Below are 24,349 nucleotides of genomic sequence, written 5' to 3'. Positions count from 1 at the left end.
AATTTGCGCGATCAAGTGATGTTTGGGGTGGCTTGCGGGCATGGTGACAGGCCTCGCGCCTTTAGCATATCCAGCAGAAACTCGCATCCAGCGGATAGCCACACCTGATTTCCCCACCGGGTGCGCCACACCCTCCGTTCCCCGGCCAGCTGGCCCCGGCGGAAACGCAAAAGCCGCCGCCCGGCTCCCCGGTGGGGATCCGTTGGCAGCGGCGCGCGCCGGTTACGGCGCAGGACAAGGCTGGGAGCTACTGGTTGTCCGTGGCATCAGGCAGCACGGACAGCCGCACCCGGGCGTCGAAGCGGGGGCCGCGCGGATCACGCGACTCGCTGGCATCGGCCTCGACGGCGGCGGCATGGCGCGGGGCCCGCTCTCGCGGCCGGTGTTCCCGTACGGCTTCGACCAGCGCGTTCAGCTCATCTTCGGGCTCGATGACATCCGGAATGGTGCCGCGGATCAGGCTCCACCCGCTGGGCACGGTCAGTCGGTTGGCATGCCGGGCACACAGGTCGTAGCAGTGCGGCTCCGGATAGGTCGCCAGCGGCCCCAGCACCGCGGTTGAATCCGCATAAACATAGGTGAGGGTTGCGCGGGCCGTTTCACGGCAGGCTGGGCGAGAGCAAATACGAAGACCATCCACGCACTCCAGTCTACTCGTGTCAGCGACGGTTCACCGGCAATTGGGTTCCCGGGGGTAGTCTGGAGCCATGAACGCCAAATTGCCGGATGAACCCAGCGGACCACGCCGCAACCGGCATGGCAGGGGCCGGCGCGGGCCGCTGGTTCCCATGCACCTGCCGGCCTATCGCAACCGCCCCGAACGATTCGACGACGCCGTCATGGCCAGCGCCCAGCGCTTGGCCGAACGCTGGGAGTCCCGAATGATGAAAATCGATTTCCTCATCGAACCGGTGCCCTCCGATGCGCTGCTTGCCCGGGCCGAAGGCGCCGGTGAACGTGTGCCGTTGTCCACCTCGCGCTCGGCCACCGCGCACGAACGCGCCCAGATCACGATCTTCCGGCTGCCGCTGGAGCAGCTGGCCAGCAGCCCGGTGGAACTGGTGGATCTGGTGCACCAATGCGTGGTGCACGAGGTATCCGAGCTCTGGATGATCCCGGTGAGCGAAGTCGATCCCGAGTACTTCCCCGAAGACCCCGATTTCTGACGGGCCCCGCGTGCGGACTCCCGCAACTGCATCAGGGCCCGGAATCGATCACGATTCCGGGCCCTGATGCAGTGTTGCCGGGAAGGCTATCCCCCGACGTTGACCACGATGCCCTCGCGTCCGGCGTTCGCCGCGGGCATGGCGGCCCAGCCAATGGACTGGTCGGAGCCCAGGATCACCTGGCCGATATAGGCGTTGGCATCCGAGGAGAAGACCACCGCCTGGGCGTCCTCGGTGGTTTCGCGCGGGTCGAAGACCAGGCTCTGCCCGGCCTTGATGCTCAGCTTCTGCGTCTTCTGCAGCGTGCCGTCCTTGGCCACAACCACCGCGTCGATCGAGGAATCCACGTCCGTCGCCGCGATCACGAACTTCCCGGTGCCGTTGGCCGACAACGGCATGACCTGGTTGCCTGCCAGCGGGTTGGAACTGACGGCCCACGCGGTATCCGAAGCGTCCTTCGGGTCTGCCCCGCGCACCATCTTCACGGACGCGGTCACCGGGGCGTCGGCCTCGACCACCAGCGTGTAGTAGCCGCCGGCCAGCTGGTCCAGGTTCAGGACCGAGGCCGCATTGGAGGAAGCGGCCAGGTTCTGCTCGAAGCTTGCGGCCACTTCACCGCTGGCGCCCAGCACCTTCACCTTGTAGCCGGCGCCCTGCGCACCTGCGGCGGCGACGTGCAGCTGCGGCACCAGTGACTTGTCCTCCTTGGACAGCTTGGCGGAGTTGTTCTTGTTGTCGATCCACACCCCCGGAATCACTTGGGTGTTGGAGGCCGAGGCGTTGCCGGCAACCAGGTCCACGCCCGAAGGCGTGAGTCCGCGCAGCGCGGCTTGCTGCACATAGCCGGTCACCTTGCCGCCGGTGCTGGTGACGGTGGCGGCCACCGCGGACAGGTTCTGGGCGTAGCCGCCGAGCACGATGGCCCGCTGCTCGCCAGGGGCGATGACCACGTTCTGCAGCGTCGACGTGTCAATCGGTCCCTCGGGGCCGCGCAGGTCCACCGCGACCTGGGCGGCGGTGCTGGTCGGGTTGGCCAGGTGCAGCACCGAGGTTGACCCTGTGGTGGTCTGCAACCCGGTGAAACGCCAGGTCGAAGCCGGCACCTGGCAGCTGGCGGCGGCCAGCCCGGCGAGGTCGCCGTCCTTGGCCTGATAGCTGCGCAGGGTGCTGCCGATGGACGGGAGCTCGCCCAGCGGCTGCACCTCGAAGATCTGCTTGCCATCGGCGTTGTTCACGGTGCTGATCTTGGACGAGCGTCCGGTCAGGCCCTGGTCGTCCGCGCTGCGCGACTCGGAAGCTTCGGCGTCGTCGAGGCGTTCGGTCAGGGTCTGCTTCGAGCTGCCGCCCAAGGCGGAGAAGGTGGATCCCGGGATGCGCTTGGCGAGGTCGGAAACCACGACGCTGCGCAGGTTGCTGGAGATTTCCTTGGCACCCGGAGCAAACTGCGGATCGGTCCCGTCCACGCCCTTGAGCAGCTGCGGGGTCGAGGCGCAGACGCTCAGCGCATCGCCGGCCGGCAGGCTGGTCACCGCGGCGGGGAGGGTGGTGGTGTCCGGGGCCGGCGCCAGCAGCGAGCCAGCCGCAACCAGTCCCCCCGAGGCGAGCACCGCGGTCAGGCTCAACAGCACCGCGCCGGTCTTCCGGCGGGTCGAGGAATGTTCCGCATCCCGTGCTGCCGCGGCGCGGGCGCGTTCGAGCTTCTCGCGGCGGCGTGCGGCCTTGGGGCTTTCCTGCGACGTGGGCGCCTCGGCCGGGGCTCCCGTCGCGGCACCCTGCTCCCCGGATTCCTTGGGATCCCGGGGATTCCGGGTGGCCGGCGGCGTGGCCTGCGCAATCGTGGCCTTGGACGGTTCCTGCGCCCCTGGCACCGGGGTGTCCGCGGACACTGCGCCTGCCGCGGCGGCGGCGGCCTCCGAACGCTTCTTGGGCTGCTCACCGGCCGGGGACGTCGGGGTGGAGTCGCTTGTCTCCGGTACGGGCGCAGCGGTGTTCTCCTCCGGGGCGGGGCCGGCTGGTCCCGGGGTCCCGGTGGCCCCGCCGGAGCCAGGCTCCGGCGACGAGGCAGTCCCGGCTGCCGGGGTTGGTGCCCCGGCAGAGCTGTCGTCCGCCTCCGGGTCAGCAGGTTTGGCCGGAGCTCCGGGAGCCGCGTCGTGGCCAGGTTTCGCATCGCTTGCCGGAACCGTTGCCGCTGCCGAGGCAGGGACGGCGGATGCCGTCTCGGGTTTGGCAGGTTTTTCGGCGGCAGGCTCGGCCTTTTTCGACTTCGCGGCCTTGGCCTGGATCTGCGCCTCTTTCTCACGCACCTTGGCTTCGGCCTTGGCCTGGATCTGCGCCTCTTTCTCACGCACCTTGGCTTCGGCCTTGGCCTGGATCTGCGCTTCCTTCTCGCGCACCTTGGCCAGTTTGGCGTCGGCCTTCGACTTGGCCTTGGCGGCTTTCAACTCGGCCTTGGTGACGGCGGCGGAGACCGGAACCGCGGCAGGCACGGCGGCGGGCACCGATGCGGGCTGCTCGGGTTGCGGCTGGCCGGACTGCCCTGACGGGGCCCCAGTCTGCGATTCGGGCTGGCCCGCGGGCTCCTGGGATTCGTCGGAGGAACCGGGGGTGTTCACGTTCTTCTCGTCACTCACTGGTTTTTCTCCTGCTCCGACTCATCGTCCGAAATGCGGTCGTTGAGCTTCGGGGTCAAGTTTTCACGAATCTGGCTTGCCTGGGCACGGGCCTCCCGGCGGCTGCGCGGGCGGCCGGCCTCCTGCACCTGGCTGGTTCCGGGCTGCGCGGCGGCGAGCACTTGCTCGCCGTCGGCGACTTCCTGAGGATTCCGCCGGGTCTCGCGGATCCGGTAGGAGTCATTGCGGTAGTTGGCCAGGCGGCGGGTGCTCGGCACCGGGATCGCCAGCAGGACGGTGATCAGCAGGACCAAGCCGCTGAGGACCAGCATCGGCACGGCCATCGGTTCACGGTGGCTGAGCGCCAGGGTGCCGCCGGCGGCCGGGACCTCATAGGCCTGGGCCCAGCGGGTCTGCGAATCCTCGGGGTAGGACACCGTGCGCAGCGCCTGTCCGTCGATCGAAGCACGCAGCTTCGGGTCGGCGGCGGTGGCCAGCACCAGGGTCCGAGCGGAGTCGGAGGCGGGGATCTGTACGTCCTGGATCTTCGCCCGGTTGCTTGGCAGCACCGTGACGGTGCCGTCCTGCGCGACCAGTCGGGCGAATCCCGCGCCGCGGGCGGCATCGGTAGTGGAGTAGTCCACTCGCCACAGCCATCCGCTGTCGGTCTGACCCACGGAGGCAAGGCCGGTGGCGGCGTCCAGCAGGCGCACGGTCGAGGAGACCGCTTCGCCGGTTTCGTTCAGCACCACATAGCCGATGCCCAAATCGCGCAGCTGCTCGCGGGCGTCCAGCCCGGATTCGGACAGCAGCAAGGCCACCGATTCGCGCTGCACGGCGTCCACGGCGGGCTTCTCGTTGCGCACCGGGTCCAGCAGCGAACCGGCCAGCGTGGATACCTGCGAATAGCGGCTGAGCGTATCCAGGCTCTCGCCATTGCCGGAAACCACGACGCTGTCGATTTCGCCGGATGAGCGAGGGGTGAGCACCAGGGTGCGTTCATGGAAGTCGGAGCGTCCGGCGTCGGCCGCGGTGGCCGGGATCGTGCGCTCTTGCGAGGAGCCGACTTGCAGGGGCGCGTTCAGGGCGGTCAGCGTGCCGTCCGGGTTGGCCGGGTTCAGCTGTGCGCCGAGCAGCACCGCACCGCTGGCGAGGATCGCCACGGTGGACAGCGCCGCCATGGCGCCCAGCGCAGGTCGGCCGCCGGACAGCCGCGCGGCGCGCGGAAGATCTTCGCGGCGCAGCGCGGCGCTGGCATTGGCAGCTGCCGCCAGCAGCGCGAAGGCCGCCATGGAGACGAATGGGCCGGTGTAGGCGCTGACGGTGGTGTGCGAATCCAGTCCTACCGGGATGAATCCAACCGCCCACCCGGCTGCCAGCGACAGGGCCGCGCTCCACAGCAGGCGGCGCGAGTTGCGGCGCATGTTCGCATTGGCGCTGGCGGCGCTGCTCAGCGTTCCGAAGACTGCCAGCAGCACCAGCGGTGCGCCGACCAGCAGCGCGGCAACCAGTGCCCAAGGGCCCTCGGGCAGGAAACCCCAACCCACCGGGACCGCCGCGGCGTCAAAGGATTCGGGGAAGCCCAGGGCCATCTGCCACAGCGAGGCCGGGGAGAACGCGGTGAGCGCGCCCGGTTCGGTGAACAGCAACCGCGGGGTGCCCAGCGCGGAAATCAGCAGCGGCAGGTTCCAGATCAGTGCCGGAACCGGGATCCACCACAGGGTGCGCGAGCGGTGCGGGGAAAGCAGCGCCAGCACGTAGACCAGCACCGTTGCGGTCAGGAAGAAGGCCATGGAACCAGCGGAGATGACCCACAGGATCAGCGCCGCGCTGGCCGAGGCGGTCCATGCCGAGGTGGTGCGCTTCCGGGCATCGCGCACGCCCTGGCCTTCGGGGGCCACGTGGGAATCCATGGCGCGCAGCACCGCGAGGAAGAGCAGCGGCAGCATCAGGTGCACCAGTGCCGAGCCGACCCGGCCCGAGGCCAGGGAGGAAGCCAGCGACGGGGACAGGGCCCAGAGCAGCGCGGCGATGAAACGCACGGCACGCGAACGGCTCAGTGCGCCCATGCCCCACCAGGCCGTCAGGGCGGCCAGCGGCATCGCGGCGAAGTACAGGTAGACCGAGGCCTGGTTTGCATGGTCCAAGGTCAGCAGGGAGAAGAACCAGAACAGCGAATCGCTGTTGTCCGGTGCGGCGCTCAGTCCCGTGCCGGTGTTCTGCCACCAGGAGGCGGCGTTGGCGCCGATCTCGCCGAGGGTCTGGGAGAACGGACGGGCCGCCCCGCCGGACAGCGCGCCGGCGCCGAACAGCGTGCGCCAGGCCACCAGCGAGGCAGCGGCGGCCAGCAGCAGCGCGAAGATCAGCGAGAGCACCGCGGTGGTGCGCGGAGGGCGCGCGATGGACACGAAATCCGAGAAGTTGTCGCCGCTGGGCTCCAGCGCGCCGTCGGATCCGCTGCCGTCCCCGAAGACCCGCGAGTCCTCGCGGCCGGTGTTCAGGTTGCGGCGGTATTCGCGCACCTCGGCACCCGAAGCCATCAGCTTGCGCACCTGGCGGCGCGGCACGGTGCGGATCTGCTTGACATTGCGGCGCGAGGCGCCGAGCTTCACCGGGGAGAACAGCCCGCGCAGGGTCGAGCCCAGATGGCTGAAGCCGTGGCCCGGGTCCTTGGCGAGCAGCGAGACCAGGAAGTGGCCGATGCCGCCGAGCAGGATGCCGAGCCAGACAAAGGGCAGGCCGGGGCCGGAGGCGTACTTCAGCCGCTGGAAGACCTCGGCGCGTTTGGCCTCGCGCGGGCCGGCCAGGGTCTCGACGATCTCCACCTGGTGGTAGATCTTCGCTTCGGGCACCACGATCACGCGGTGTCCGGCCAACCGGTTGCGCCAGCAGATGTCGACGTCGTCGCCGCGGCCCGGCAGTGCCAGGTCGAAGCCGCCGAGCTGCTCGAACACGTCGCGCCGGATGAACATTCCTGCGGAGGACACGGCGAAGTAGTCGCTGCGCGCGTCGTACTGGCCCTGGTCGACTTCGTCGATGTCGATCATGGTCAGGCGCTGCGCCTTGCGATCCACGCTCAGGCCCACCTCCACCAGGTGGCGGGGGTTGTCGATGTCCAGGAGCTTGCAGCCGGCAATGGTGACCGATTCGGAGGCTTCAACCGTGCGGGTCAGGAATTCCAACGCGTCGGGAGCCGGCATCGAGTCGTCATGGATGATCCACAGCCATTCGTCGCGGTCCGCGCGGGCTTCCGGCAGCTCTGCCACCGCGGTGTCCAAGGACAGTCCGAGCGAGCCTTCGTCTGCGACGATCAACGCCGCGTTCGACGGCAGGTTGGCCTTCAAGACGTCCAGCGAGCCGTCGGTGGATGATGCATCGACACCGATGAAGCGTTCAATGGGCCGGGACTGGTTTCTCAGCGCGGCTAAAGTGCGTGGTAAAAAGTCAGCGCCATCGTGCGTAGCAACGATGGCGGTGACATGAATTGGCGGGCGAATTAGATTGCTCGTTTCCGTAGACGGCGGCGTTCGCGCTCCGAGAGCCCTCCCCAAATGCCGAAGCGCTCGTCATTGCTCAACGCGTATTCCAAACATTCCGAACGTACAACACATGCTCCGCAAACTCTTTTAGCATCGCGGGTTGAGCCGCCCTTTTCGGGGAAGAAAGCCTCGGGATCAGTCTGCGCGCACAGTGCGCGGGCCTGCCATCCAAGTTCGCCTTCATCCACTTCCCCGCCGACGCCCAGCCATACGGCCTTGATCGCTTCGCGGGTTTCGTCGTCTTCATCCAGCTCCGGGGCCCACGACCCTGCGGATGGAATCTCCTCGACGGTTTCCGCGGTGTCGTTGTCCTTCAGGAAATTATCGGCAGCAGATTCCAGGTCGGCCGCGACGGCAAGGCGTGCGAACTCTCCGGCTTGCGGATCGACAAACCAATCCGACGGTGCGTCTTCCAGCCCGTATTGGGCGGACGCAACAGCCGAGGTCGAGAATTCGGAGTACCCCTGCTCCAGCTTCGCCATGGTGATGTAGACCTTTCACGTTGGTTTGAGAAGATCGGGCCATCCTAGCGCCCGATCCATTCGGCTTCATTTATTCCATCGAAATATGGAAAATGATGGTGCGAGCCGAACTCACCATCTAATTACATCTTTGTAACTAAGCCTGAGTCAAGCGGGGAAGGTATTCTAAGAACACTTCCCAGCAAACTCTCGGCACAACACGCCGTTCAAACGGGCAGATCAACCGGGCGAGTCGCAACTTGCCCGAATTCCCGGCGAATTCTCAGTTAAGAAAAATAAAGGTACAGGTGAGTCTCAACTTGATTTCCGGCACTTTCGTGGAAAACCTACTGGCACCGCATCGGGCCTCAGCCTCGCCATGGCTCACCTGGTACGGAGCCAACTCAGAACGTATTGAATTATCGGGCCGGGTGTTCGACAACTGGGTGGCGAAAAGCGCCAACCTGCTGGCCGAGTCCTTCGACCTCGAAGAAAACCAGATTGTCGTGCTTGACCTGCCGACCCACTGGAAGTCGCTGGTGCTGGCCTTGGCGGCGCTGCACCATGGAGCGACGCTGGCTGCGCCTTCGCATGAGCGCGCCTCCGACGCCGTCCTCTGGATCACCGCCAGCCCTACCGACACAAGCATTCCCGCATCCTCGGAGATCCTCGCCGTCGACCCGGCGGCGCTTGCGCTGTCCTTCGGCGGGGACCTGGGTCCTGTCGCCGAGGACTTCAATGCCTCGGTGCGCTCCTTTGGGGACCAGTTCTTCCCGTCGTCCGTCTCCGGAGCGGCGACCGCGATTGCCATCGGCGGGAACAACACCGCTCTGGAAACTCTGTTCGCCACCCCCGCGGAAGCCAAGGGCACCATCCTGGCTCGGGCCGGCCTTCCGGTCCTGGAATTCCTTCCCTACGCCATCGCCCAGTGGGCTGCGGGCGACGCCATAGTGCTGCTGGAGGACGGGGTGGAAGCTACCGACCGGCTGCGCGAAGGCGAGCGCATCACGTCCGACTACGCCCCCGAGGCCTGATCCGTCCGGCTAATTGACCACCGTGGGAACACTTCCGGTGTCCGCGGGATCCGAATCAGCGGATCGTCCGGCACCGGAAGCCTGCTGCGCGCCGCCCTGCACCTGGTGCTTGGGCGCGGCCAGCAGGTCGTGGTCGTGGGCGAAGTTCTCTTCCTGGTCCATCTCGGCGCCGAAGACCCAGAAACGGTAGGCGAAGAAACGGAAGATCGTACCGAGCACCAGGCCCACCACCGAACCGGCCATGAACAGGCTCGTCGGATCCGTCAGGCCGATCCAGTATTTCGTCACCCAGACGCAGGCGGCCGCGATACCCAGGCCGATCGCGTTCATGATCAGGAACATCACCAGTTCGCGCACCACATTGGCCTGGCGGCGGTGGCGGAAGGTCCAGAAGCGGTTTGCCAGCCAGGAAAAGAGCGTGGCGACCACGCCGGCGATGATCTTCGCCTTCACCTGTGAATCGCTCATGGGGCCATGGAGCAGCCAGACATAGATGCCGGAGTCGATGATGAACGCGACGCCGCCGACCACACCGAATTTGGCCACTTCGCGCCACAGCAGCGAAATGAGTCCGGTGATTTTCAGTCTGATGCGCTCGAACATTTTCCTCCAGCCCTTCACCGCGGCGCGGCCAGAGTCCTCGCGGCACTGGCTGCCCGGTGTCCCCGGGGGCGATCTGCCCCGCACGGTATGTATTAACTGTCGTCTTCGGCGGTCAGCGCAGAGACGGCATCCCGCCATTTTAGCCAGAATTCCTGTTAATTAGCAGGGGAATGAGAGTCATCCGACTTCCGCCATACAAGGCATCCACCGTCGGTTCGCTAATCTAGTAGGGTGAGCTTTCCAAAAATTGGTGTAATTGGTGGCGGGCAGCTAGCCCGAATGATGGCCCCTGAGGCCCTGAACCTTGGTTTTGAACTTCACGTCCTGGCCGAAGGCCCGGACGTCTCGGCCGCACGCAGCGTTCCGGATGCACCGGTCGGCGACTACAAGGACCTCGAAACCCTGCGCGAGTTCGCCAAGGGCAAGGACGTGGTGACCTTCGACCACGAGCACGTCCCCAACGAATTTTTGACCACCTTGATCAATGAGGGTGTCAACATCCAGCCGCGCCCGGCCGCACTGATCCATGCCCAGGACAAGCTGGTCATGCGCGAAGCCATTGAAAAGCTCGGACTGCCCAACCCGGCCTGGGCCAAGGTCGGCTCGGTCGACGAGCTGGTCGCCTTCGGCAACGAAATCGGCTGGCCGATCGTGCTGAAGACCCCGCGCGGCGGCTACGACGGCAAGGGCGTGCGCATTCTGGACGACGCCGGCCAAGCACGCGACTCGGCGGACTGGTTCGAGAACGGCCCGCTGCTGGCCGAGGACAAGGTCGATTTCTCCCGCGAGCTGTCCGCCATGGTGGCCCGCACCCCCTCCGGACAGGCCAAGGCCTGGCCGGTAGTCCACACCATCCAGGTCGACGGCGTCTGCGACGAAGTCATCGCCCCGGCCCAGGACATCTCCGAGGACACCGCCCGCACCGCGGCCAACGCCGCGCTGCGCATCGCCGAGGAGTTCGGCGTCACCGGCGTCATGGCGGCCGAGCTGTTCGAGACCCCCGGCGTTGGCGCCGGCTTCGTGATCAACGAGCTGGCCATGCGCCCGCACAACACCGGCCACTGGACCATGAACGGTTCGGTCACCAGCCAGTTCGAGCAGCACCTGCGCGCGGTGCTCGACCTGCCGCTGGGCGAAACCCGCGAACTGGGTGTCACCGTCATGAAGAACTACCTGGGCGGCGCCAACCAGGACCTGTACTCCGCCTTCGCCGCGGCGCTGGCCGCCGCCCCGGAGGTCAAGGTGCATGCCTACGGCAAGTCCGTCCGCCCGGGCCGCAAGATCGGCCATGTGAACGTCGTGGCAAACGCCGGGCAAAGCGTAGATGAACTTCGCCAACGCGCCGACCTCGTGGCCGCGTTGATCCGCGATGGCGTGCCCGCCACCGCCTAGCCTGTTACCTAGAGCGCTGCCGCTTCCCCGTCAGGGAGGCGGCGGCGTTTGACCACCAGACCCAAGGAATATCTCGCAATGACTGAAGCACCACTTGTCGGCCTCGTAATGGGTTCCGACTCGGATTGGCCGGTAATGCGCCTGGCTGCCCAGGCCCTGGCCGAATTCGGCATCCCCTTCGAAGCGGACGTCGTGTCGGCGCACCGCATGCCGACCGAAATGATCGATTACGGGAAGAAGGCCCATGAACGCGGCCTGCGCGTGATCATCGCCGGCGCCGGCGGCGCCGCCCACCTGCCGGGCATGCTTGCATCAGTTACACCGCTGCCTGTCATCGGAGTACCAGTTCCGCTGGCTAAGCTGGATGGAATGGATTCCCTGCTGTCCATCGTGCAGATGCCGGCTGGGGTCCCTGTGGCAACTGTTTCCATCGGCGGCGCACGCAACGCAGGACTGCTCGCCGTGCGCATGCTCGCGTCGGGAACCGACGAGCTGGCTGAGTCGTTACAGGTAAAGTTGCTTCAGTTCGCTGAATCTCTGCGTGATTCCGCCCATGCAAAGGGTGCATCGCTCCGTGAAGAAGTCGCGAACGAGAATTTCGCCTCCTAGGGAAAGTCATATAAGTACATGGGTACTGCCAGTCACCGCGCTCCAAATCCGTTGCGCAATCCGGAGAGCATCAGCTCGCCGCAGCGCAGCAAGCGCGCCCTGATCCTGGTCATCCTGACCATTTTCTTTCCGGGCAGCGCCCAGCTGATTGCGGGCAACCGCAAGCTGGGACGCGTCGCGGTGTCGATCACCATGCTGTGCTGGCTGGGCGTCATCGGCCTGGTGGCCCTGTACTTCATCAACAGGTCCGTCATCCTCAGCTGGGTGGCCCACCCGAACTTCCAGATGGTGCTGGTGGTCGTGCTGGGCACCCTGGCCGTGCTCTGGCTGATCATGTTCATCAACACGTTGGTGATCATCAAGCCGAAGTTCCTGGCCCCGGGCATGCGCGTGATCGTCTCGGTCTTCACCCTGGCCGCCGTGGTCGCCACCAGCGGCCTGTTCATCTACGGCGCCTCGCTGGTCAACACCGGACGCCAGACCATTGAAAAGGTCTTCGAGGAAGGACCTGCCTTCGACCCGGTCGATGGACGCTACAACATCGCGGTGTTCGGCGCGGACTCGGGCGACAACCGCGAAGGTGTCCGCACCGACTCGGTGGCGCTGATGTCGGTTGACGCGAAGACGGGCAAGACCCTGATGATTTCCATGCCGCGCAACTTCCAGGGCGCCCGCTTTGCGGATGACTCCCCCATGAAGCAGGTCTGGCCCGACGGCTACAACTGCGGCAACGAATGCCTGTTCAACGCCATCTACCGCGATGCCGTGGACAACCACGCGGACCTGTTCCCCGATTCGGTAAAGAACGTCGGCGCCCAAGCGGCCATGGATGCGCTGGAGGGCACCACCGGCCTCGAAGTCCAGGGCTACGTAATGGTCGACATGGCCGGCTTCTCCCAGTTCGTCGACGCCTTGGGCGGAGTCACCATCGATTCGGGCGGCTGGGTGCCGTACAACGGCAAGAAATGGGAAGGCACCAACCTGCGCACCCACTGGTTCGCTCCGGGAGTCCAGACGTTCAACGGCAAGCAGGCGCTGTGGTTCGCCCGCTCGCGCGACTTCACCGACGACTATCACCGCATCAAGCGCCAGCAGTGCCTGCAGCAGGCGATCATCAAGCAGTTCACCCCGCAGACCATTCTGACCAACTTCACCGGCATCATGTCTGCTGGCGAACAGCTGGTGGAAACCGACATCCCGGCCAGCCAGCTCGCCTCGTTCGTGTCGGTGGCGGAGAAGGTGTCCTCCAGCCCATTCGCCCGCCTGACCCTGGGCGCCCCTGACTTCCCGCGTTCGTTCTCCACCTACCCGAAGTTCGACCAGATCCACGAGCGCATCCAGTCGATCATCGACAAGCAGAACGCCCCGAAGAAGGAAAAGAAGAAGACCGAGGAAACCGCGAAGACCGAAGAGACCAAGAAGACCACCGAGGCGTCGCAGGCTCCGGAGCAGTCCGAGGCTCCCGAGGACGCCACGGACGTGAACAACGCGCCGAAGCTGTCCAACGGCGAACAGGAAGAATTCACGCAGCCTGACGGCAGCCCGATCACCGAGGAATACCTGGTGCAGCTGGAGCTGATGGGTTACACGACCCGCATCGCCCAGATTGCAGCAAACAACGACGAATGCTCGGTGCCGTAAACGGTTAAGACCCCCCGACCGACTGGCAATCCACATCCGTTTGTGAAAGGCGAAGGCTACAAGACGTGTTCGAACTGAACAACACGATTAGGGACTACCACTGGGGATCTGACAGCCAGATCTCCGACTTGTTGGGGCTGGAAGATACGAAGGGCCCGCAGGCAGAGCTCTGGCTCGGCGCCCACCCGGGATGCCCGAGCCGGTTGGCGGGCAACGGGCAGGGGCTGGACGCGCTCATTGCCGGCGACCCTGCGGCCACGCTGGGTGCGGATGTCGCCGAACGCTACGGCAGGCTGCCGTTCCTGTTCAAGGTGCTCTCCGCGGCCCAGCCGCTGTCCATCCAGGTGCATCCGACCCTGCAGCAAGCCAGGGAGCGCTTCGCCCTGGAGAACGCCGCGGGCAAGGCGCTGGATGCCGCCGACCGGAACTACCGGGACGACAACCACAAGCCGGAGATGCTCTATGCGCTGACCGAGTTCACCGCGCTGTCGGGGTTCCGCCGTCCCGAGGAAATCCTCGCGGACCTGGAGCTGCTGGGCGGTGCGCTGCCCGACGAGGCACGGGCCGCGGTCGCCGAGCTGGCCGGCCTGCTGCGCGGCGAGGAACCGCTGGCCGCGGCCCTGGAGTTCGTGCTGACCCGTCCCGGCGGGATCTCCGCGGTGGTGCAGCAGATCTGCTCAGCCATCCAGGCCGATCCGTCGCTTGGCGGGCGCGAGCATTTCGCGGAGCTGGTGAACATCAACGGGATCTACCCGGGAGACGCGGGAGTCTTGGTGGCGCTGCTGCTGAACCTGGTCTTCCTGGCCCCCGGTCAGGCCATCAGCCTGGCCGCAGGCAACGTCCACGCGTACCTGCGCGGGCTGGGCATCGAGGTCATGGCCAACTCCGACAACGTGCTGCGCGGCGGGCTGACCAGCAAGCACATCGATGTCCCGGAGCTGCTGGACGTGACCATCGCGCAGGCGTCGGCTCCCCCGTTGCTCACCCCGCAGGCCCTGAGCGGCTCCAGCCTGCTGTACCAGCCGGAATTCGATGAATTCCAGCTCCAGGTCATCAGCGGCGCCGGGGATTCGCTCCCGCAGCCGCTGGCCCTGCACGGTGCCGGCATCCTGCTGTGCACCGAGGGCGAGTTCGCGATCCGCGGGACGCAGGGCGAACAGTTGCTGCGCCGGGGCGAATCGGTGTTCCTGTCCGCCGCGGAACTTCCCGCGACCGCCGCCTGCCTGTCACCGGGATCCGGGCGGCTGTTCGCGGCCAGCGCCCAGCGCATCTAGGCCCGGGACCGCCCGGCCGCCAATAAGCGAAACGCATCGAGCCGCAGCCTTCCGAGGAAGGCTGCGGCTCGATGCGTTACAGGTCAGCTGGTCTTCGACCGGCTGCGGCTTAGCGGGTGTAGGCGTCCCACTTGTCCTGCTTGTGCTCGCCCTCGACGAAGCGGATGGTTCCGGACTTGGAACGCATCACGATCGACTGGGTGGAGATGCGGCCGTTCTTGTAGCGAACGCCGCGCAGCAGGTCGCCATCGGTGATGCCGGTGGCAGCAAAGTAGCAGTTGTCCGAGGTGACCAGGTCGTTGGTGGTCAGCACGCGGCCCAGCTCGTGGCCCGCGTCAATGGCCTTCTGCTTCTCATCGTCGTCGGTTGGCCACAGGCGGCCCTGGATCACGCCGCCCAGCGACTTGATCGCGCAGGCGGTCACGATGCCTTCCGGGGTTCCGCCGATGCCCATCAGCGCGTCCACGCCGGTGCCCTCGCGGGTGGCGGCGATGGCTCCGGCCACGTCGCCGTCCATGATCAGCTTGGTGCGGGCGCCTGCCTGGCGGATTTCCTCGATCAGGCCGGCATGGCGCGGGCGGTCCAGCACGGTCACGGTGACCTGGCTGATCTTCTTGCCCTTGGCCTTGGCGATCAGGTGCAGGTTCTGCTTTACCGGCAGACGCAGGTCAACCAGCTCGGCGGCCTCCGGGCCGGTCACCAGCTTTTCCATGTAGAAGACGGCGGACGGGTCGAACATCGTTCCGCGGTCGGCCACTGCCAGCACGGACAGGGCGTTGTTCAGGCCCAGCGCGGTCAGGCGGGTGCCGTCGATCGGGTCAACGGCCACGTCGCACTCGGCACCGGTGCCGTTGCCGACCTGCTCGCCGTTGAAGAGCATTGGAGCTTCGTCTTTTTCGCCTTCGCCGATCACCACGACGCCGTTGAAGTTCACGGTGGACAGCAGGCCGCGCATCGCGTCCACTGCGGCACCGTCTGCGGCATTCTTGTCACCGAACCCAACCCATGGCGAGGAGGCAATGGCAGCCGCCTCCGTGGCACGGACAAGTTCCAATGCCAGGTTGCGGTCCGGCTCCGCGTCGGTTACCGACAGTCGCGAAGATAGGTGGGCGTAGTTGTTCTTTTCGGTCACGAAAGATCCCATCACTGAGTCGTAGTCATTGCGCCTATGCAAACAGACCCATTCTATCCTCTTTGCTTTCGGCGACGCATGTTGTGTCGCAGCTATCCTGCGCACACTGCAACGTGGGCTAGGGCACTGCAGTTCGAATTCCACAGAAACTTCGGGGAGAATGGATAGCGTGCAGCCCGAGAATACCGAGAACAACACGCCCGCGAGCGAAGCCGGGGCGGTCCCCGTCATCAGCGATGAGCCGACCCGCCGCGACCTGAACGACCCCAAGGCGACCTTTGAGGATCTTCCGTACAAGCCGCAGCTGACGGAGAAGCAGGCCAAGCGCGCCAACCAGACCCTCAAGGGAATGATCATCTCCGTCGCGTTCTGCATTGCGGTATTCATCCCGCTCTACCTGCTGAACCCGACCCCTGACGAAAAGGCCTTCGAGTCCACCGTCGACCTGCAGGCCACCGCCCAGGGCGCCTCGGAAATGGCGGGCACCGAGCTCTTCGCCCCGGAGCTTGCCGACGACGAGTATGCGAACTTCGCCCGCTGGCAGGCCAACACCGCCCAGGGTGTGCCCTACTGGGAATTCGGCGTGGTGATCGAGGACAGCAAGTTCGTCTGGGTGCGCCAGGCCGTGGATTCCAATCCGACGTGGGTCGCGCTGATCACCGATTCGGCACTGCCCACCGGCACCAAGGAGATCGACGGGGTGCAGTGGGAAGTGCGCACCAAGGATGCCAAGACCTATCTGATTTCCGAAGGCAAGGACACGACCTTCGTGCTGTCCAGCGACACCGGCGAGGAAGAACTGGTCGAGATGGCCCGTTTGGCTTCCCAGGACGTCAAATAGATTTTTCGCTTTTGACGTCGAGGCGCGTCATTTATTCGATATCCGAACACTGCACCGGATAGAATCCAAATCATGCCTCTTGAAACCACACAGCATTCAATGACCCCGAACGAAGCGTGGGCGAAGCTCCGCGACGGCAACCTGCGGTTCGTGAACGACGAGACCCAGCACCCGAACCAGGACAGCGCCCGCCGCCAGTCCCTGGTCGCCGGCCAGGAACCCTTTGCCGTGATTTTCGGCTGCTCGGACTCCCGACTGGCCGCGGAAATCATCTTCGACGTCGGACTGGGCGACATGTTCGTGGTGCGCACCGCCGGCCACGTCATCGACCTGGCCAGCATCGGCTCCCTCGAATTCGCTGTGGATGAGCTCAACGTCCCATTGATCGTCATCCTGGGCCACAACTCGTGCGGTGCCGTCACCGAAGCCATCAACAGCCGCAACAGCGGCGTCATGCCCAAGGGCTTCGTGCGCGACCTGGTGGAGCACATCGCCCCGTCGGTCCAGGCCGCCGAGCGCCAGGGCGTCACCGATGTCAACGGCACCGTGGTGGAGCACGTCAAGCAGACCACCGAGCGCCTGGTGGAACTGTCCACCGTCCTGTCCAAGGCCATCACCGAGGGCCGCACCGCCGTGGCCGGCGTGGCCTACCACCTGGACGACGGCAAGGCGCAGCTGGTTTCCAGCCTCGGCCTGGATGTCGCCTAAGCGCTCCGGGACCGCAGCCTAAACCATCTCCTGACAGGGGAAATTCCCTGATCTGGACATCGTCACTGTTGGTTGTGATGTTTTCGCCAAAGCCTGTCCTTCGCGGACGCTTGAGGCGTAATCTGACCCTATGATCAACAGTGACGATTTCCGCATCGAACATGACACCATGGGCGAAGTCCGGGTTCCGGCACAAGCCCTGTACCGCGCGCAAACCCAGCGCGCCGTGGAGAACTTCCCCATCTCGGGAAAGACCCTGGAGCCGGCCCATATCAGGGCCTTGGCCCAGGTCAAGAAGGCCGCAGCCCACGCAAACCGCGCCCTGGGCGTGCTCGACGCCGAACGCGCCGAGGCGATCATCGCGGCGGCCGACCTCGTGGCCAGCGGGCAGTATGACGCCCACTTCCCCATCGACGTCTTCCAGACCGGTTCCGGCACCAGCTCGAACATGAACGCCAACGAGGTCATTGCCGAATTGGCCACCCGCGCTTTGAAGGCCTCCGGCAGCGACACCGAGGTCCACCCGAACGACCACGTGAACGCCTCGCAGTCCTCCAACGACGTCTTCCCGACCTCCGTGCACGTGGCGGCGACCGCCGCACTGGCCAACGACCTGGTGCCCGCCTTGGATACCCTGGCTTCTTCCCTTGAGGCGAAGGCCGCGGAGTTCACCGACGTGGTCAAGTCCGGCCGCACCCACCTGATGGATGCCACCCCGGTCACCCTGGGCCAGGAATTCGGCGGGTACGCAGCCCAGATGCGCTACGGCATCGAACGCGTCCAGGCGGCGCTGCCGCGCGTGGCCGAGGTTCCCCTGGGCGGCACCGCCGTGGGCACCGGCATCAACACCCCGGACGGCTTCCCGGAAAAGGTCATCGAATTCCTGCGCGGCGACACCGGCCTGCCGGTCACCGAGGCCCGCAACCACTTCGAGGCACAGGCCAACCGCGACGGCCTGGTCGAGGCCTCGGCCGCGTTGCGCTCCATCGCGATCTCCCAGATGAAGATCGCCAACGACCTGCGCTGGATGGGCTCGGGACCGAACACCGGCCTGGGCGAAATCGCCATCCCGGATCTGCAGCCGGGTTCCTCGATCATGCCGGGCAAGGTCAACCCGGTGATCTCCGAGGCAGCCATCCAGGTCGCCGCGCAGGTCATCGGCAACGACACCACCATCGCCTGGGCCGGTACCAACGGAGCCTTCGAGCTGAACGTGGGCATCCCGGTCATGGCCTCCAACCTGCTGGAATCCATCCGCCTGCTGGCCAACGTCTCCACCGTCATGGCGGAAAAGATGATCGACGGGATCACCGCCAATGTGGAGCGCGCGCGGTTCCTGGCCGAGGCCTCCCCGTCCATCGTCACCCCGCTGAACAAGCTGATCGGCTACGAGAACGCGGCCAAGATCGCCAAGAAGGCCGTGGCCGACGGGCTGACCGTCCGCGAGGCCACCGTGGCGCTGGGCTTCGTCGAGCGCGGCGAGGTCACCGAAGAGCAGCTGGATTCGCTGCTGGATGTCTCCACCATGGTGGGCAAGCACTAGCGGTTCCTTCTTCCAGCCCGGCGCAGGCACCCGCCTGCGCCGGGCTTTTGCATGCCGCCAGGAGGTCCGTGACGCCCAGGCGCCACAGCTTTTGGACTTCAGCGGCCGGCAAGCCAGAATCTAGGAATGACAACACCTGCCGGCGCGCACGGCTACCGCGAAATCTCACCGTCCGAGGCGCAGTGGGCAGAAATTCCCCGGCGCTTGCCCCGACCGGTCGCCCACCGCATTTCCTGGCTGCTGGCGTTGCTCACCACGGCAGGCATCTTCCTCGGCTTCCGTCATTGGGCCGATCTGGAAGGCGATGCCTGGGCGGGCGGCTACCGCCTGCTGGACGTGCTGGGCCTGGCCAGCATCGGGCTGATGGTCTTCTTCAGCCTCGGAGGGTGGTACCTGCACCGGTTCAATATGGGCCTGTCCCCGTTGCTGCTCGGTTTGGCTGCCACGGCCCATACCCTGGATTCCTCGCCCGAAGCTCCGTTCTGGTGGGCCGGGACGCTGCTTGCCGGGTTCTGGCTGCTCGTCGATTTCCTGTTCCTGCTGCGGCAGACGCTGCAGGTGCGCAGCCTGGCCCGTTCACTTCCGCCGGGCTCCGAGCTGATCCCGGAGCGCAGCTCGCGCACCAAGCTGCTGCTGGGCACCGTTGCCGAAGGCCTGTGGGCCTTGGGCGCAGGGCTGCTCGCGGCCGGGCTGTGGTGGTGGACGCTGCAAATCTTCGCCGAGGAACAGGGGCGCACCGCCATAGAGCTTGAGCAAGCTTCCGAGTCCGACCTCTGGGCTGCTCCGGCATTGCTGGCCGCCGCGCTGTCGGTGGTGCTGCTGCTGCGCGTCGCGTTGCGCTGCTGCGCCCGTGGACTGGTCGGCCGCTATGCGTGGCATCTGCCGTTCGGAGCGGGCCCCGTTGAGCTCTCGTGGCTGGATGGCGAGCGGGCGGGCGGGCAGATCAACACCGCCCGCGACACCACCGAATACAGGTGCATCTGCGTGGCCGAACTGGTGCAGATGTTCCCGGAGGATGAGCAGGACATCCGGTCCAGCTCTGAGGTGTCCGCCAGCAACCACTGCCCCATCCATGGCATCGACGCGATCAATCTGCTCGAGCCGCGGGATTTCGCCAGCCTGGCTGGTTCCCTGTGGCTCTGGGATGAGCTCTCCCCACTGCCGCACGTGGACTCCGCCTCCAGCGGTTCCCCACTCTTGATTGGGTATTGCGGCGGTGCGTTCCCGGGTTATCCGGGCACGTCGTCGACGACGGGCACCGTGGAAATACTTGACGATGCCGAAAGCGCCGTCGAAGTTGGACGGAACGAAGAGGAGGGCACCCCGTATCCCGCCTCGGCCCCGTCGGTCGGAGTGGTCGACAAGATCGATCTGCGCCCGTTCGGGATCAAGGGGCACGCGGTGCGCTTCCGGCATGCGCGGGCGTGGTTCGTTCCCGAGACATAGCCTCCGCAAACCGGCGGAACTTTGCTAGCCTCAACACCATGAGCCGCACCACACGCACGCCGTTCAAGCGCCTGGCGCTGGGCCTAGGGTTGCTGCTGGTCCTCGCCTTGGCCGCGTTCTTCATCTTCGCGCCGGGGATCGTGGAGCGCAGCCGCAACGAGCTGGCCGACACGCAGCTGCCTCAGCTCGGCGATGAGGCGAAGGCCGCGCATGGCAGGCTGCAGGTCGTGGATATGCACGCCGATACCCTCATGTGGGACCGGTCCCTGCTCAAACGCTCCACCCGCGGGCATGTGGACCTGCCCCGGCTGCAGGAAGGCAACGTGGCGCTGCAGGTCTTCTCCTCCGTGTCAAAGTCCCCGGTGGGCCAGAACTACGAGTCGAACAGCGCGGATTCGGACAACATCACGCTGCTGAGCATCGCCCAGCTGCAGCCGCCGAAGACCTGGTTCTCGCCGTTCGAGCGCTCGCGCTTCCATGCCAAGAAACTGCGCGACGCCGCGCGGCGCTCCGACGGTGCACTGCGCACCATCACTTCCAAGGCCGAGCTCGAGGACCTGCTGGCCCAGCGCGCCCGGGGCGCCAACGTCACCGGGGCGCTGTTCTCGGTCGAGGGGCTGCAGAATCTGGAAGGCGACATCAACAACCTGGACGTGCTCTTCGCCGACGGCATGCGCATGGCGGGACTGACGCACTTCTTCGACAACGAGGCGGCCGGCTCCATGCACGGTGAAGCCAAGGGCGGGCTCACCGATCTGGGACGCGAGGCGGTCGCCCGCATGGAGGAGCTGGGAATCGTCGTCGACCTGGCCCACGCCAGCAACCAGAGCATCGACGAGGTACTGGCCATGGCCACCCGGCCGGTGGTCTTCAGCCACGGCGGAGTGCAGGCCACCTGCCAGGTGAACCGCAACCTGAGCGATGCGCAGATCCGCGCAGTGGCCGCCACCGGCGGGGTCATCGGCATCGGCTATTGGGACGCGGCCATCTGCCGGCTGGACGTTCAGGCAGTCGTGGATGCCATCGAGCATGTGATCCTGGTGGGAGGCCTGGACAGCGCGGCGCTGGGCAGCGACTTCGACGGGGCGACCGAGGTCGCCTGGGACGCCAGCCAGATCGCGCTGGTCACCCAGGAGCTGATGAACCGCGGCCGCTCGGAGGCGGAGATCCAGGCCATCATGGGCGGCAATACCCTGCGCGTGCTGGGCCAGGTGCTTCCGGCTGGCTAGACCGAGAATCCGCGGCTAAAGCCTGATCCAGTAGCGGCGCAGGTCCTCGACCGCGCCGAAGGACTCGGCGATGTCCTCCCGCGGCACAATGCGCTCCAGTTCGCCGCCGCAGGCCTCGATGGTCTTCGCTGAGGCGATATTCGAGTCGTTGCAGGTGACCAGCACGCGGTGCAGGCCCAGCTCCCGGGCTAGGTCCAGCGCCCCCGCAAGCGCGAGCTTGGCCAACCCTTGCCCGCGGGCCCCGGGACGGATTCCGTAGCCGATGTGCCCACCGATTTTCTCCAGGAAGTCGTTCATCAGCGTGTGGCGCAGGCTCACCGCCCCGAGGTACTCGCCGGCGCGCTCAAGCCACAGCGTGCTTTGCGGGGCGAAGCCCTCCGGCGGCACCGCGCCCGGCATGCCCATCTCGTTGAGCAGCTGCACCCACCGCGCGAATCCCTGCGGCGAACGCAGATCCCAGCCGAACTTCTGCGCGAAGAAGACGCCGGCGCCGTCCTGGTCGGCAGTTCCCCACTCGTCCCAGCTCTGAAGCCAGGAGTCGAACAGCGCGGCGGTCGGCGGGCGAAGCACAACGGTTGTCATGGGGCGAGCCTATGTCGCAGCTGCGGCAGTTGTCGAAGCCGTTGTGCACCACGACACTTTATTTGCACCATGGAAGTTAAAATGCAAAACTGCACTTTATGAACAACAGTGCAAACGAGGTTTCCGCCGAACCCGCCAAGGGCGCCCACCTCAGCTCCCGCATGCAAAAAACCCGGTTGTCCATCACCCGGCAGGCCCGCACGCTGACCGCGGAGCACGGCTACAACGGTTTCACCGTGGAACAGCTGTGCGAACAGGTCGGGATCTCGCGACGCACCTTCTTCAACTACTTCCCCACCAAGCTGGACGCCGTGTTCGGCCATGGCGCCGACGAGGTGCCCGAAGGCGCCATGGAACGCTTCATGGCGGCCCGTCCCGCAGGGATCACCGGGCTGTCTCCCACGCTCCTTGCCGACCTGGTCGCGCTGGCGCTGGAACAGCTGACCCACGACGAGCAGGCCATTGTCGGCACCCACGGATTCTTCTCCGTCGTCCACCGCGAGCCCGAGCTGCTGCAGCGCATGATGCAGATCGGCCCGGAAAAGGAGGCAGAGTTCCTGGGCCTGATGGCCGAACGCGAAGGCGTGGACCCCGATCATCCGGGACTCGTCGTGCTGGTCCACACCCTGCGCCTTGCCGCCATGAAATCCGTCGACCGCTTCGTACAGGGTTCCGGCGAGCGCTCGCTGAGCGAAGAATTCCTGGACTACATGGCCGCCGCCCAAGACGTGCTGAGCCAACCGCTGACCCGCACACACCCGTAGCCTGAAAACTCCTGCAAGGAAAACCATGACCACCACCACTTCCCACGGCAAGCCGCCGGGCGACGCACCGCTGGTGCTGACCCAGCGGCGCATCTGGATCATCTTCTCGGCATTGATCGCCGGCATGATGCTTTCCTCGCTGGACCAGACCATCGTCTCCACCGCCATGCCCACCATCGTGGGCCAGCTCGGCGGCGTGGAGCACCAGGCCTGGATCACCACCTCCTACCTGCTGGCCACGACCATCGTCATGCCGATCTACGGCAAGTTCGGCGACGTGCTGGGCCGGCGCAACCTGTTCCTGATCGCCATCGCGCTGTTCACCCTGGCCTCGGTCGGGGCAGCGTTCTCCACCGGTTTCTGGACCTTCGTGGTCTTCCGCGCCATGCAGGGGCTGGGCGGCGGCGGCCTGATGATCCTTTCGCAGGCCATCATCGCGGACATCGTCCCGGCGTCCGAACGCGGCAAGTACATGGGGCCGCTGGGCGGCATCTTCGGTTTGTCCGCGGTGGCCGGGCCGCTGCTGGGCGGGTTCTTCGTCGACCACCTGACCTGGCAGTGGGCGTTCTACATCAACATCCCCATCGGCATCGGCGCCTTCCTGATCGCCTGGTTCGCCCTCACGCTGCCGAACAAGAAGGCAGAAAAGAAGATCGACGTGCTCGGCGTCGTGCTGCTGTCCATCGCCACGACCTGCCTGATCTTCTTCACCGACTTCGGCGGATCCGCAAACTACGGCTGGTCCGCTCCGGAAACCTGGGCGTGGGGCGCGGGCCTGCTGGCCGCGGCGCTGTTGTTCGTGGTGACCGAGGCCAAGGCGGAAGATCCGATCATTCCCCTGGGCCTGTTCAAGAACAAGGTCTTCATCAATGCCACGGCCATCGGATTTACCTTGGGCATCGGCATGTTCTCCGCCATTGCCTTCGTACCGACCTTCCTGCAGATGTCCTCGGGCACCTCGGCGGCCGTTTCCGGCCTGCTGATGCTCCCGATGATGGTCGGCATGATGGGAACCTCGATCTATTCCGGCCTCGCGATCACCAAGTCCGGCCGGTACAAGGCGTTCCCGATCATCGGCACGGTGGTCACCGCCGCCGCAATGCTCTGCTTCACCACGCTCACCGCGGACACCCCGCTGTGGCTGATCTGCACCTACCTGTTCTTCCTGGGAGCAGGCATGGGCCTGATCATGCAGGTTGTCGTGCTGGTGGTCCAGAACGCGGTGAACCCGGAGATGGTCGGCGTAGCCACCTCCACCAACAACTACTTCCGCGAGGTCGGCGCCTCGCTGGGCGTCGCGATCTTCGGCGCGATGTTCACCAACCGGCTGTCCGAGAAGCTCATGGAGGTCTTCTCCGGTGCTGGCGCCAACGCGGCCGATGCCGGGCAGGCAACCGCCACGCTGGATCCGGCAACCCTCTCGACGCTGCCGCAGCCGCTGCGCGACGGCATTGTGACCGCGTACGCGGACTCGCTGGCTCCGGTGTTCTGGTACCTGATTCCTTTCCTGGTTGTGGCCTTCGGCTTGGCCTTGTTCCTCAAGCAGGTCCCGCTGTCAGACCAGGCAGGCATGGTGGCCCGCGGAGAGGCGGTCGGCGGAGCGGAGGCAGAAGCCATCGAAGCGGCCCAGCGCTCCCGGACCGCCGCCCCGGCGCAGTCCGCAACCCAGGCCGCGCCGGATCCCGATGCGGTGCTGGTCGAGGATCCCGCAGTTCCCGGGGATCCGCGAAACCCGTAGCCCGCTTCCTCCCTGCAACAATGCGCCGCACCAATGGT

20 protein-coding genes are annotated in these 24,349 nt (G+C 66.0%); 13 read left to right on the top strand and 7 right to left on the bottom strand.

The annotated features are described in order from the left end of the window. Positions 1-247: 247 nt before the first annotated feature. Entirely contained in the window at positions 248-640 is a 393-nt protein-coding gene (locus JQN66_RS04090; RefSeq protein WP_204676736.1) for a DUF3499 domain-containing protein, read from the bottom strand. A 67-nt stretch (positions 641-707) separates the two neighbouring features. Between JQN66_RS04090 and JQN66_RS04085 the strand changes: the two genes are divergently transcribed. Further along, a complete protein-coding gene (locus tag JQN66_RS04085) occupies positions 708-1,166 on the top strand; it encodes a metallopeptidase family protein (RefSeq protein WP_204676735.1) in 459 nt (152 codons plus the stop codon). An 86-nt stretch (positions 1,167-1,252) separates the two neighbouring features. Here the strand turns inward: JQN66_RS04085 and JQN66_RS04080 are convergent, their stop codons facing one another. The 3 genes from JQN66_RS04080 to JQN66_RS18580 are packed head-to-tail and all read right to left on the bottom strand — an operon-like array spanning position 1,253 to position 7,796. After that, positions 1,253-3,796: a DUF5719 family protein gene (locus JQN66_RS04080; RefSeq protein ID WP_204676734.1), complete on the bottom strand. Its 2,544-nt coding sequence runs from the start codon at positions 3,794-3,796 to the stop codon at positions 1,253-1,255. Further along, positions 3,793-7,326: a glycosyltransferase family 2 protein gene (locus JQN66_RS04075; RefSeq protein ID WP_204676733.1), complete on the bottom strand. Its 3,534-nt coding sequence runs from the start codon at positions 7,324-7,326 to the stop codon at positions 3,793-3,795. Before JQN66_RS04075 ends, JQN66_RS04080 begins: the two co-directional genes overlap by 4 nt. Further along, positions 7,272-7,796 (bottom strand): WhiB family transcriptional regulator, encoded by a 525-nt coding sequence (locus JQN66_RS18580; protein ID WP_275439067.1) that lies wholly within the window; start codon positions 7,794-7,796, stop codon positions 7,272-7,274. The genes JQN66_RS04075 and JQN66_RS18580 overlap by 55 nt, the downstream gene beginning before the upstream one ends. 287 nt (positions 7,797-8,083) lie before the next feature. Here JQN66_RS18580 and JQN66_RS04065 point away from each other — a divergent pair, with 287 nt between their 5' ends. Next, entirely contained in the window at positions 8,084-8,809 is a 726-nt protein-coding gene (locus JQN66_RS04065; RefSeq protein WP_204676732.1) for a TIGR03089 family protein, read from the top strand. Positions 8,810-8,818: 9 nt separating this feature from the next. On the opposite strand, the gene JQN66_RS04060 is transcribed toward JQN66_RS04065, so the two are convergent. Next, positions 8,819-9,412 (bottom strand): GtrA family protein, encoded by a 594-nt coding sequence (locus JQN66_RS04060; RefSeq protein WP_204676731.1) that lies wholly within the window; start codon positions 9,410-9,412, stop codon positions 8,819-8,821. A 279-nt stretch (positions 9,413-9,691) separates the two neighbouring features. Between JQN66_RS04060 and JQN66_RS04055 the strand changes: the two genes are divergently transcribed. The 4 genes from JQN66_RS04055 to manA all read left to right on the top strand — a co-directional run bounded on the left by JQN66_RS04055 (position 9,692) and on the right by manA (position 14,328). Beyond that, positions 9,692-10,804, top strand: a complete 1,113-nt coding sequence (locus JQN66_RS04055) for a 5-(carboxyamino)imidazole ribonucleotide synthase (RefSeq protein WP_239464136.1) — start codon at positions 9,692-9,694, stop codon at positions 10,802-10,804. Between the two features lie 78 nt (positions 10,805-10,882). Then, positions 10,883-11,413: a 5-(carboxyamino)imidazole ribonucleotide mutase gene (gene purE / locus JQN66_RS04050; protein ID WP_188947478.1), complete on the top strand. Its 531-nt coding sequence runs from the start codon at positions 10,883-10,885 to the stop codon at positions 11,411-11,413. A gap of 18 nt (positions 11,414-11,431) precedes the next feature. After that, a complete protein-coding gene (locus JQN66_RS04045) occupies positions 11,432-13,054 on the top strand; it encodes an LCP family protein (RefSeq protein WP_204676729.1) in 1,623 nt (540 codons plus the stop codon). Positions 13,055-13,119: 65 nt separating this feature from the next. Beyond that, positions 13,120-14,328, top strand: coding sequence for a mannose-6-phosphate isomerase, class I (gene manA, locus JQN66_RS04040; protein WP_204676728.1), 1,209 nt, complete (start codon positions 13,120-13,122; stop codon positions 14,326-14,328). A gap of 109 nt (positions 14,329-14,437) precedes the next feature. On the opposite strand, the gene glpX is transcribed toward manA, so the two are convergent. Continuing rightward, entirely contained in the window at positions 14,438-15,472 is a 1,035-nt protein-coding gene (gene glpX, locus JQN66_RS04035) for a class II fructose-bisphosphatase (protein ID WP_188947475.1), read from the bottom strand. 157 nt (positions 15,473-15,629) lie between these two features. Here glpX and JQN66_RS04030 point away from each other — a divergent pair, with 157 nt between their 5' ends. The 5 genes from JQN66_RS04030 (at position 15,630) to JQN66_RS04010 (ending at position 21,227) form a co-directional block, all read left to right on the top strand. Beyond that, complete coding sequence (locus JQN66_RS04030; protein WP_204676727.1) at positions 15,630-16,301, top strand: DUF4245 domain-containing protein; 672 nt, start codon at positions 15,630-15,632, stop codon at positions 16,299-16,301. 72 nt (positions 16,302-16,373) lie between these two features. Then, complete coding sequence (locus JQN66_RS04025) at positions 16,374-17,009, top strand: carbonic anhydrase (RefSeq protein WP_188947473.1); 636 nt, start codon at positions 16,374-16,376, stop codon at positions 17,007-17,009. A 130-nt stretch (positions 17,010-17,139) separates the two neighbouring features. Next, positions 17,140-18,552 (top strand): class II fumarate hydratase, encoded by a 1,413-nt coding sequence (locus JQN66_RS04020; RefSeq protein ID WP_204676726.1) that lies wholly within the window; start codon positions 17,140-17,142, stop codon positions 18,550-18,552. A 126-nt stretch (positions 18,553-18,678) separates the two neighbouring features. Continuing rightward, the gene (locus tag JQN66_RS04015) at positions 18,679-19,998 is read left to right on the top strand and encodes a hypothetical protein (RefSeq protein WP_204676725.1); all 1,320 of its coding nucleotides are present in this window, start codon (positions 18,679-18,681) and stop codon (positions 19,996-19,998) included. A gap of 38 nt (positions 19,999-20,036) precedes the next feature. Next, positions 20,037-21,227: a dipeptidase gene (locus JQN66_RS04010; protein WP_204676724.1), complete on the top strand. Its 1,191-nt coding sequence runs from the start codon at positions 20,037-20,039 to the stop codon at positions 21,225-21,227. A gap of 15 nt (positions 21,228-21,242) precedes the next feature. On the opposite strand, the gene JQN66_RS04005 is transcribed toward JQN66_RS04010, so the two are convergent. After that, positions 21,243-21,809, bottom strand: coding sequence for a GNAT family N-acetyltransferase (locus tag JQN66_RS04005; protein ID WP_204676723.1), 567 nt, complete (start codon positions 21,807-21,809; stop codon positions 21,243-21,245). A gap of 98 nt (positions 21,810-21,907) precedes the next feature. Between JQN66_RS04005 and JQN66_RS04000 the strand changes: the two genes are divergently transcribed. Together JQN66_RS04000 and JQN66_RS03995 are read left to right on the top strand one after the other, a co-directional pair. Then, the gene (locus tag JQN66_RS04000) at positions 21,908-22,573 is read left to right on the top strand and encodes a TetR/AcrR family transcriptional regulator (protein WP_204676722.1); all 666 of its coding nucleotides are present in this window, start codon (positions 21,908-21,910) and stop codon (positions 22,571-22,573) included. 25 nt (positions 22,574-22,598) lie between these two features. Beyond that, complete coding sequence (locus JQN66_RS03995) at positions 22,599-24,311, top strand: MDR family MFS transporter (protein WP_204676721.1); 1,713 nt, start codon at positions 22,599-22,601, stop codon at positions 24,309-24,311. Positions 24,312-24,349 lie beyond the last annotated feature (38 nt).

The organism is Glutamicibacter protophormiae, assembly GCF_016894325.1.
Classification (GTDB): domain Bacteria; phylum Actinomycetota; class Actinomycetes; order Actinomycetales; family Micrococcaceae; genus Glutamicibacter; species Glutamicibacter protophormiae.
Note: the sequence above shows the minus strand (reverse complement) of the source record. Positions and strands in the feature narration are given on the sequence as shown.

Coding starts and splice junctions, on each gene's coding strand:
- JQN66_RS04085 (WP_204676735.1), top strand. CDS start 708: ATGAACGCCAAATTGCCGGATGAACCCAGCGGACCACGCCGCAACCGG.
- JQN66_RS18580 (WP_275439067.1), bottom strand. CDS start 7,796: ATGGCGAAGCTGGAGCAGGGGTACTCCGAATTCTCGACCTCGGCTGTT.
- JQN66_RS04060 (WP_204676731.1), bottom strand. CDS start 9,412: ATGTTCGAGCGCATCAGACTGAAAATCACCGGACTCATTTCGCTGCTG.
- JQN66_RS04055 (WP_239464136.1), top strand. CDS start 9,692: ATGATGGCCCCTGAGGCCCTGAACCTTGGTTTTGAACTTCACGTCCTG.
- purE (WP_188947478.1), top strand. CDS start 10,883: ATGACTGAAGCACCACTTGTCGGCCTCGTAATGGGTTCCGACTCGGAT.
- JQN66_RS04045 (WP_204676729.1), top strand. CDS start 11,432: ATGGGTACTGCCAGTCACCGCGCTCCAAATCCGTTGCGCAATCCGGAG.
- glpX (WP_188947475.1), bottom strand. CDS start 15,472: ATGGGATCTTTCGTGACCGAAAAGAACAACTACGCCCACCTATCTTCG.
- JQN66_RS04025 (WP_188947473.1), top strand. CDS start 16,374: ATGCCTCTTGAAACCACACAGCATTCAATGACCCCGAACGAAGCGTGG.
- JQN66_RS04020 (WP_204676726.1), top strand. CDS start 17,140: ATGATCAACAGTGACGATTTCCGCATCGAACATGACACCATGGGCGAA.
- JQN66_RS04015 (WP_204676725.1), top strand. CDS start 18,679: ATGACAACACCTGCCGGCGCGCACGGCTACCGCGAAATCTCACCGTCC.
- JQN66_RS04010 (WP_204676724.1), top strand. CDS start 20,037: ATGAGCCGCACCACACGCACGCCGTTCAAGCGCCTGGCGCTGGGCCTA.
- JQN66_RS04005 (WP_204676723.1), bottom strand. CDS start 21,809: ATGACAACCGTTGTGCTTCGCCCGCCGACCGCCGCGCTGTTCGACTCC.
- JQN66_RS04000 (WP_204676722.1), top strand. CDS start 21,908: ATGAACAACAGTGCAAACGAGGTTTCCGCCGAACCCGCCAAGGGCGCC.
- JQN66_RS03995 (WP_204676721.1), top strand. CDS start 22,599: ATGACCACCACCACTTCCCACGGCAAGCCGCCGGGCGACGCACCGCTG.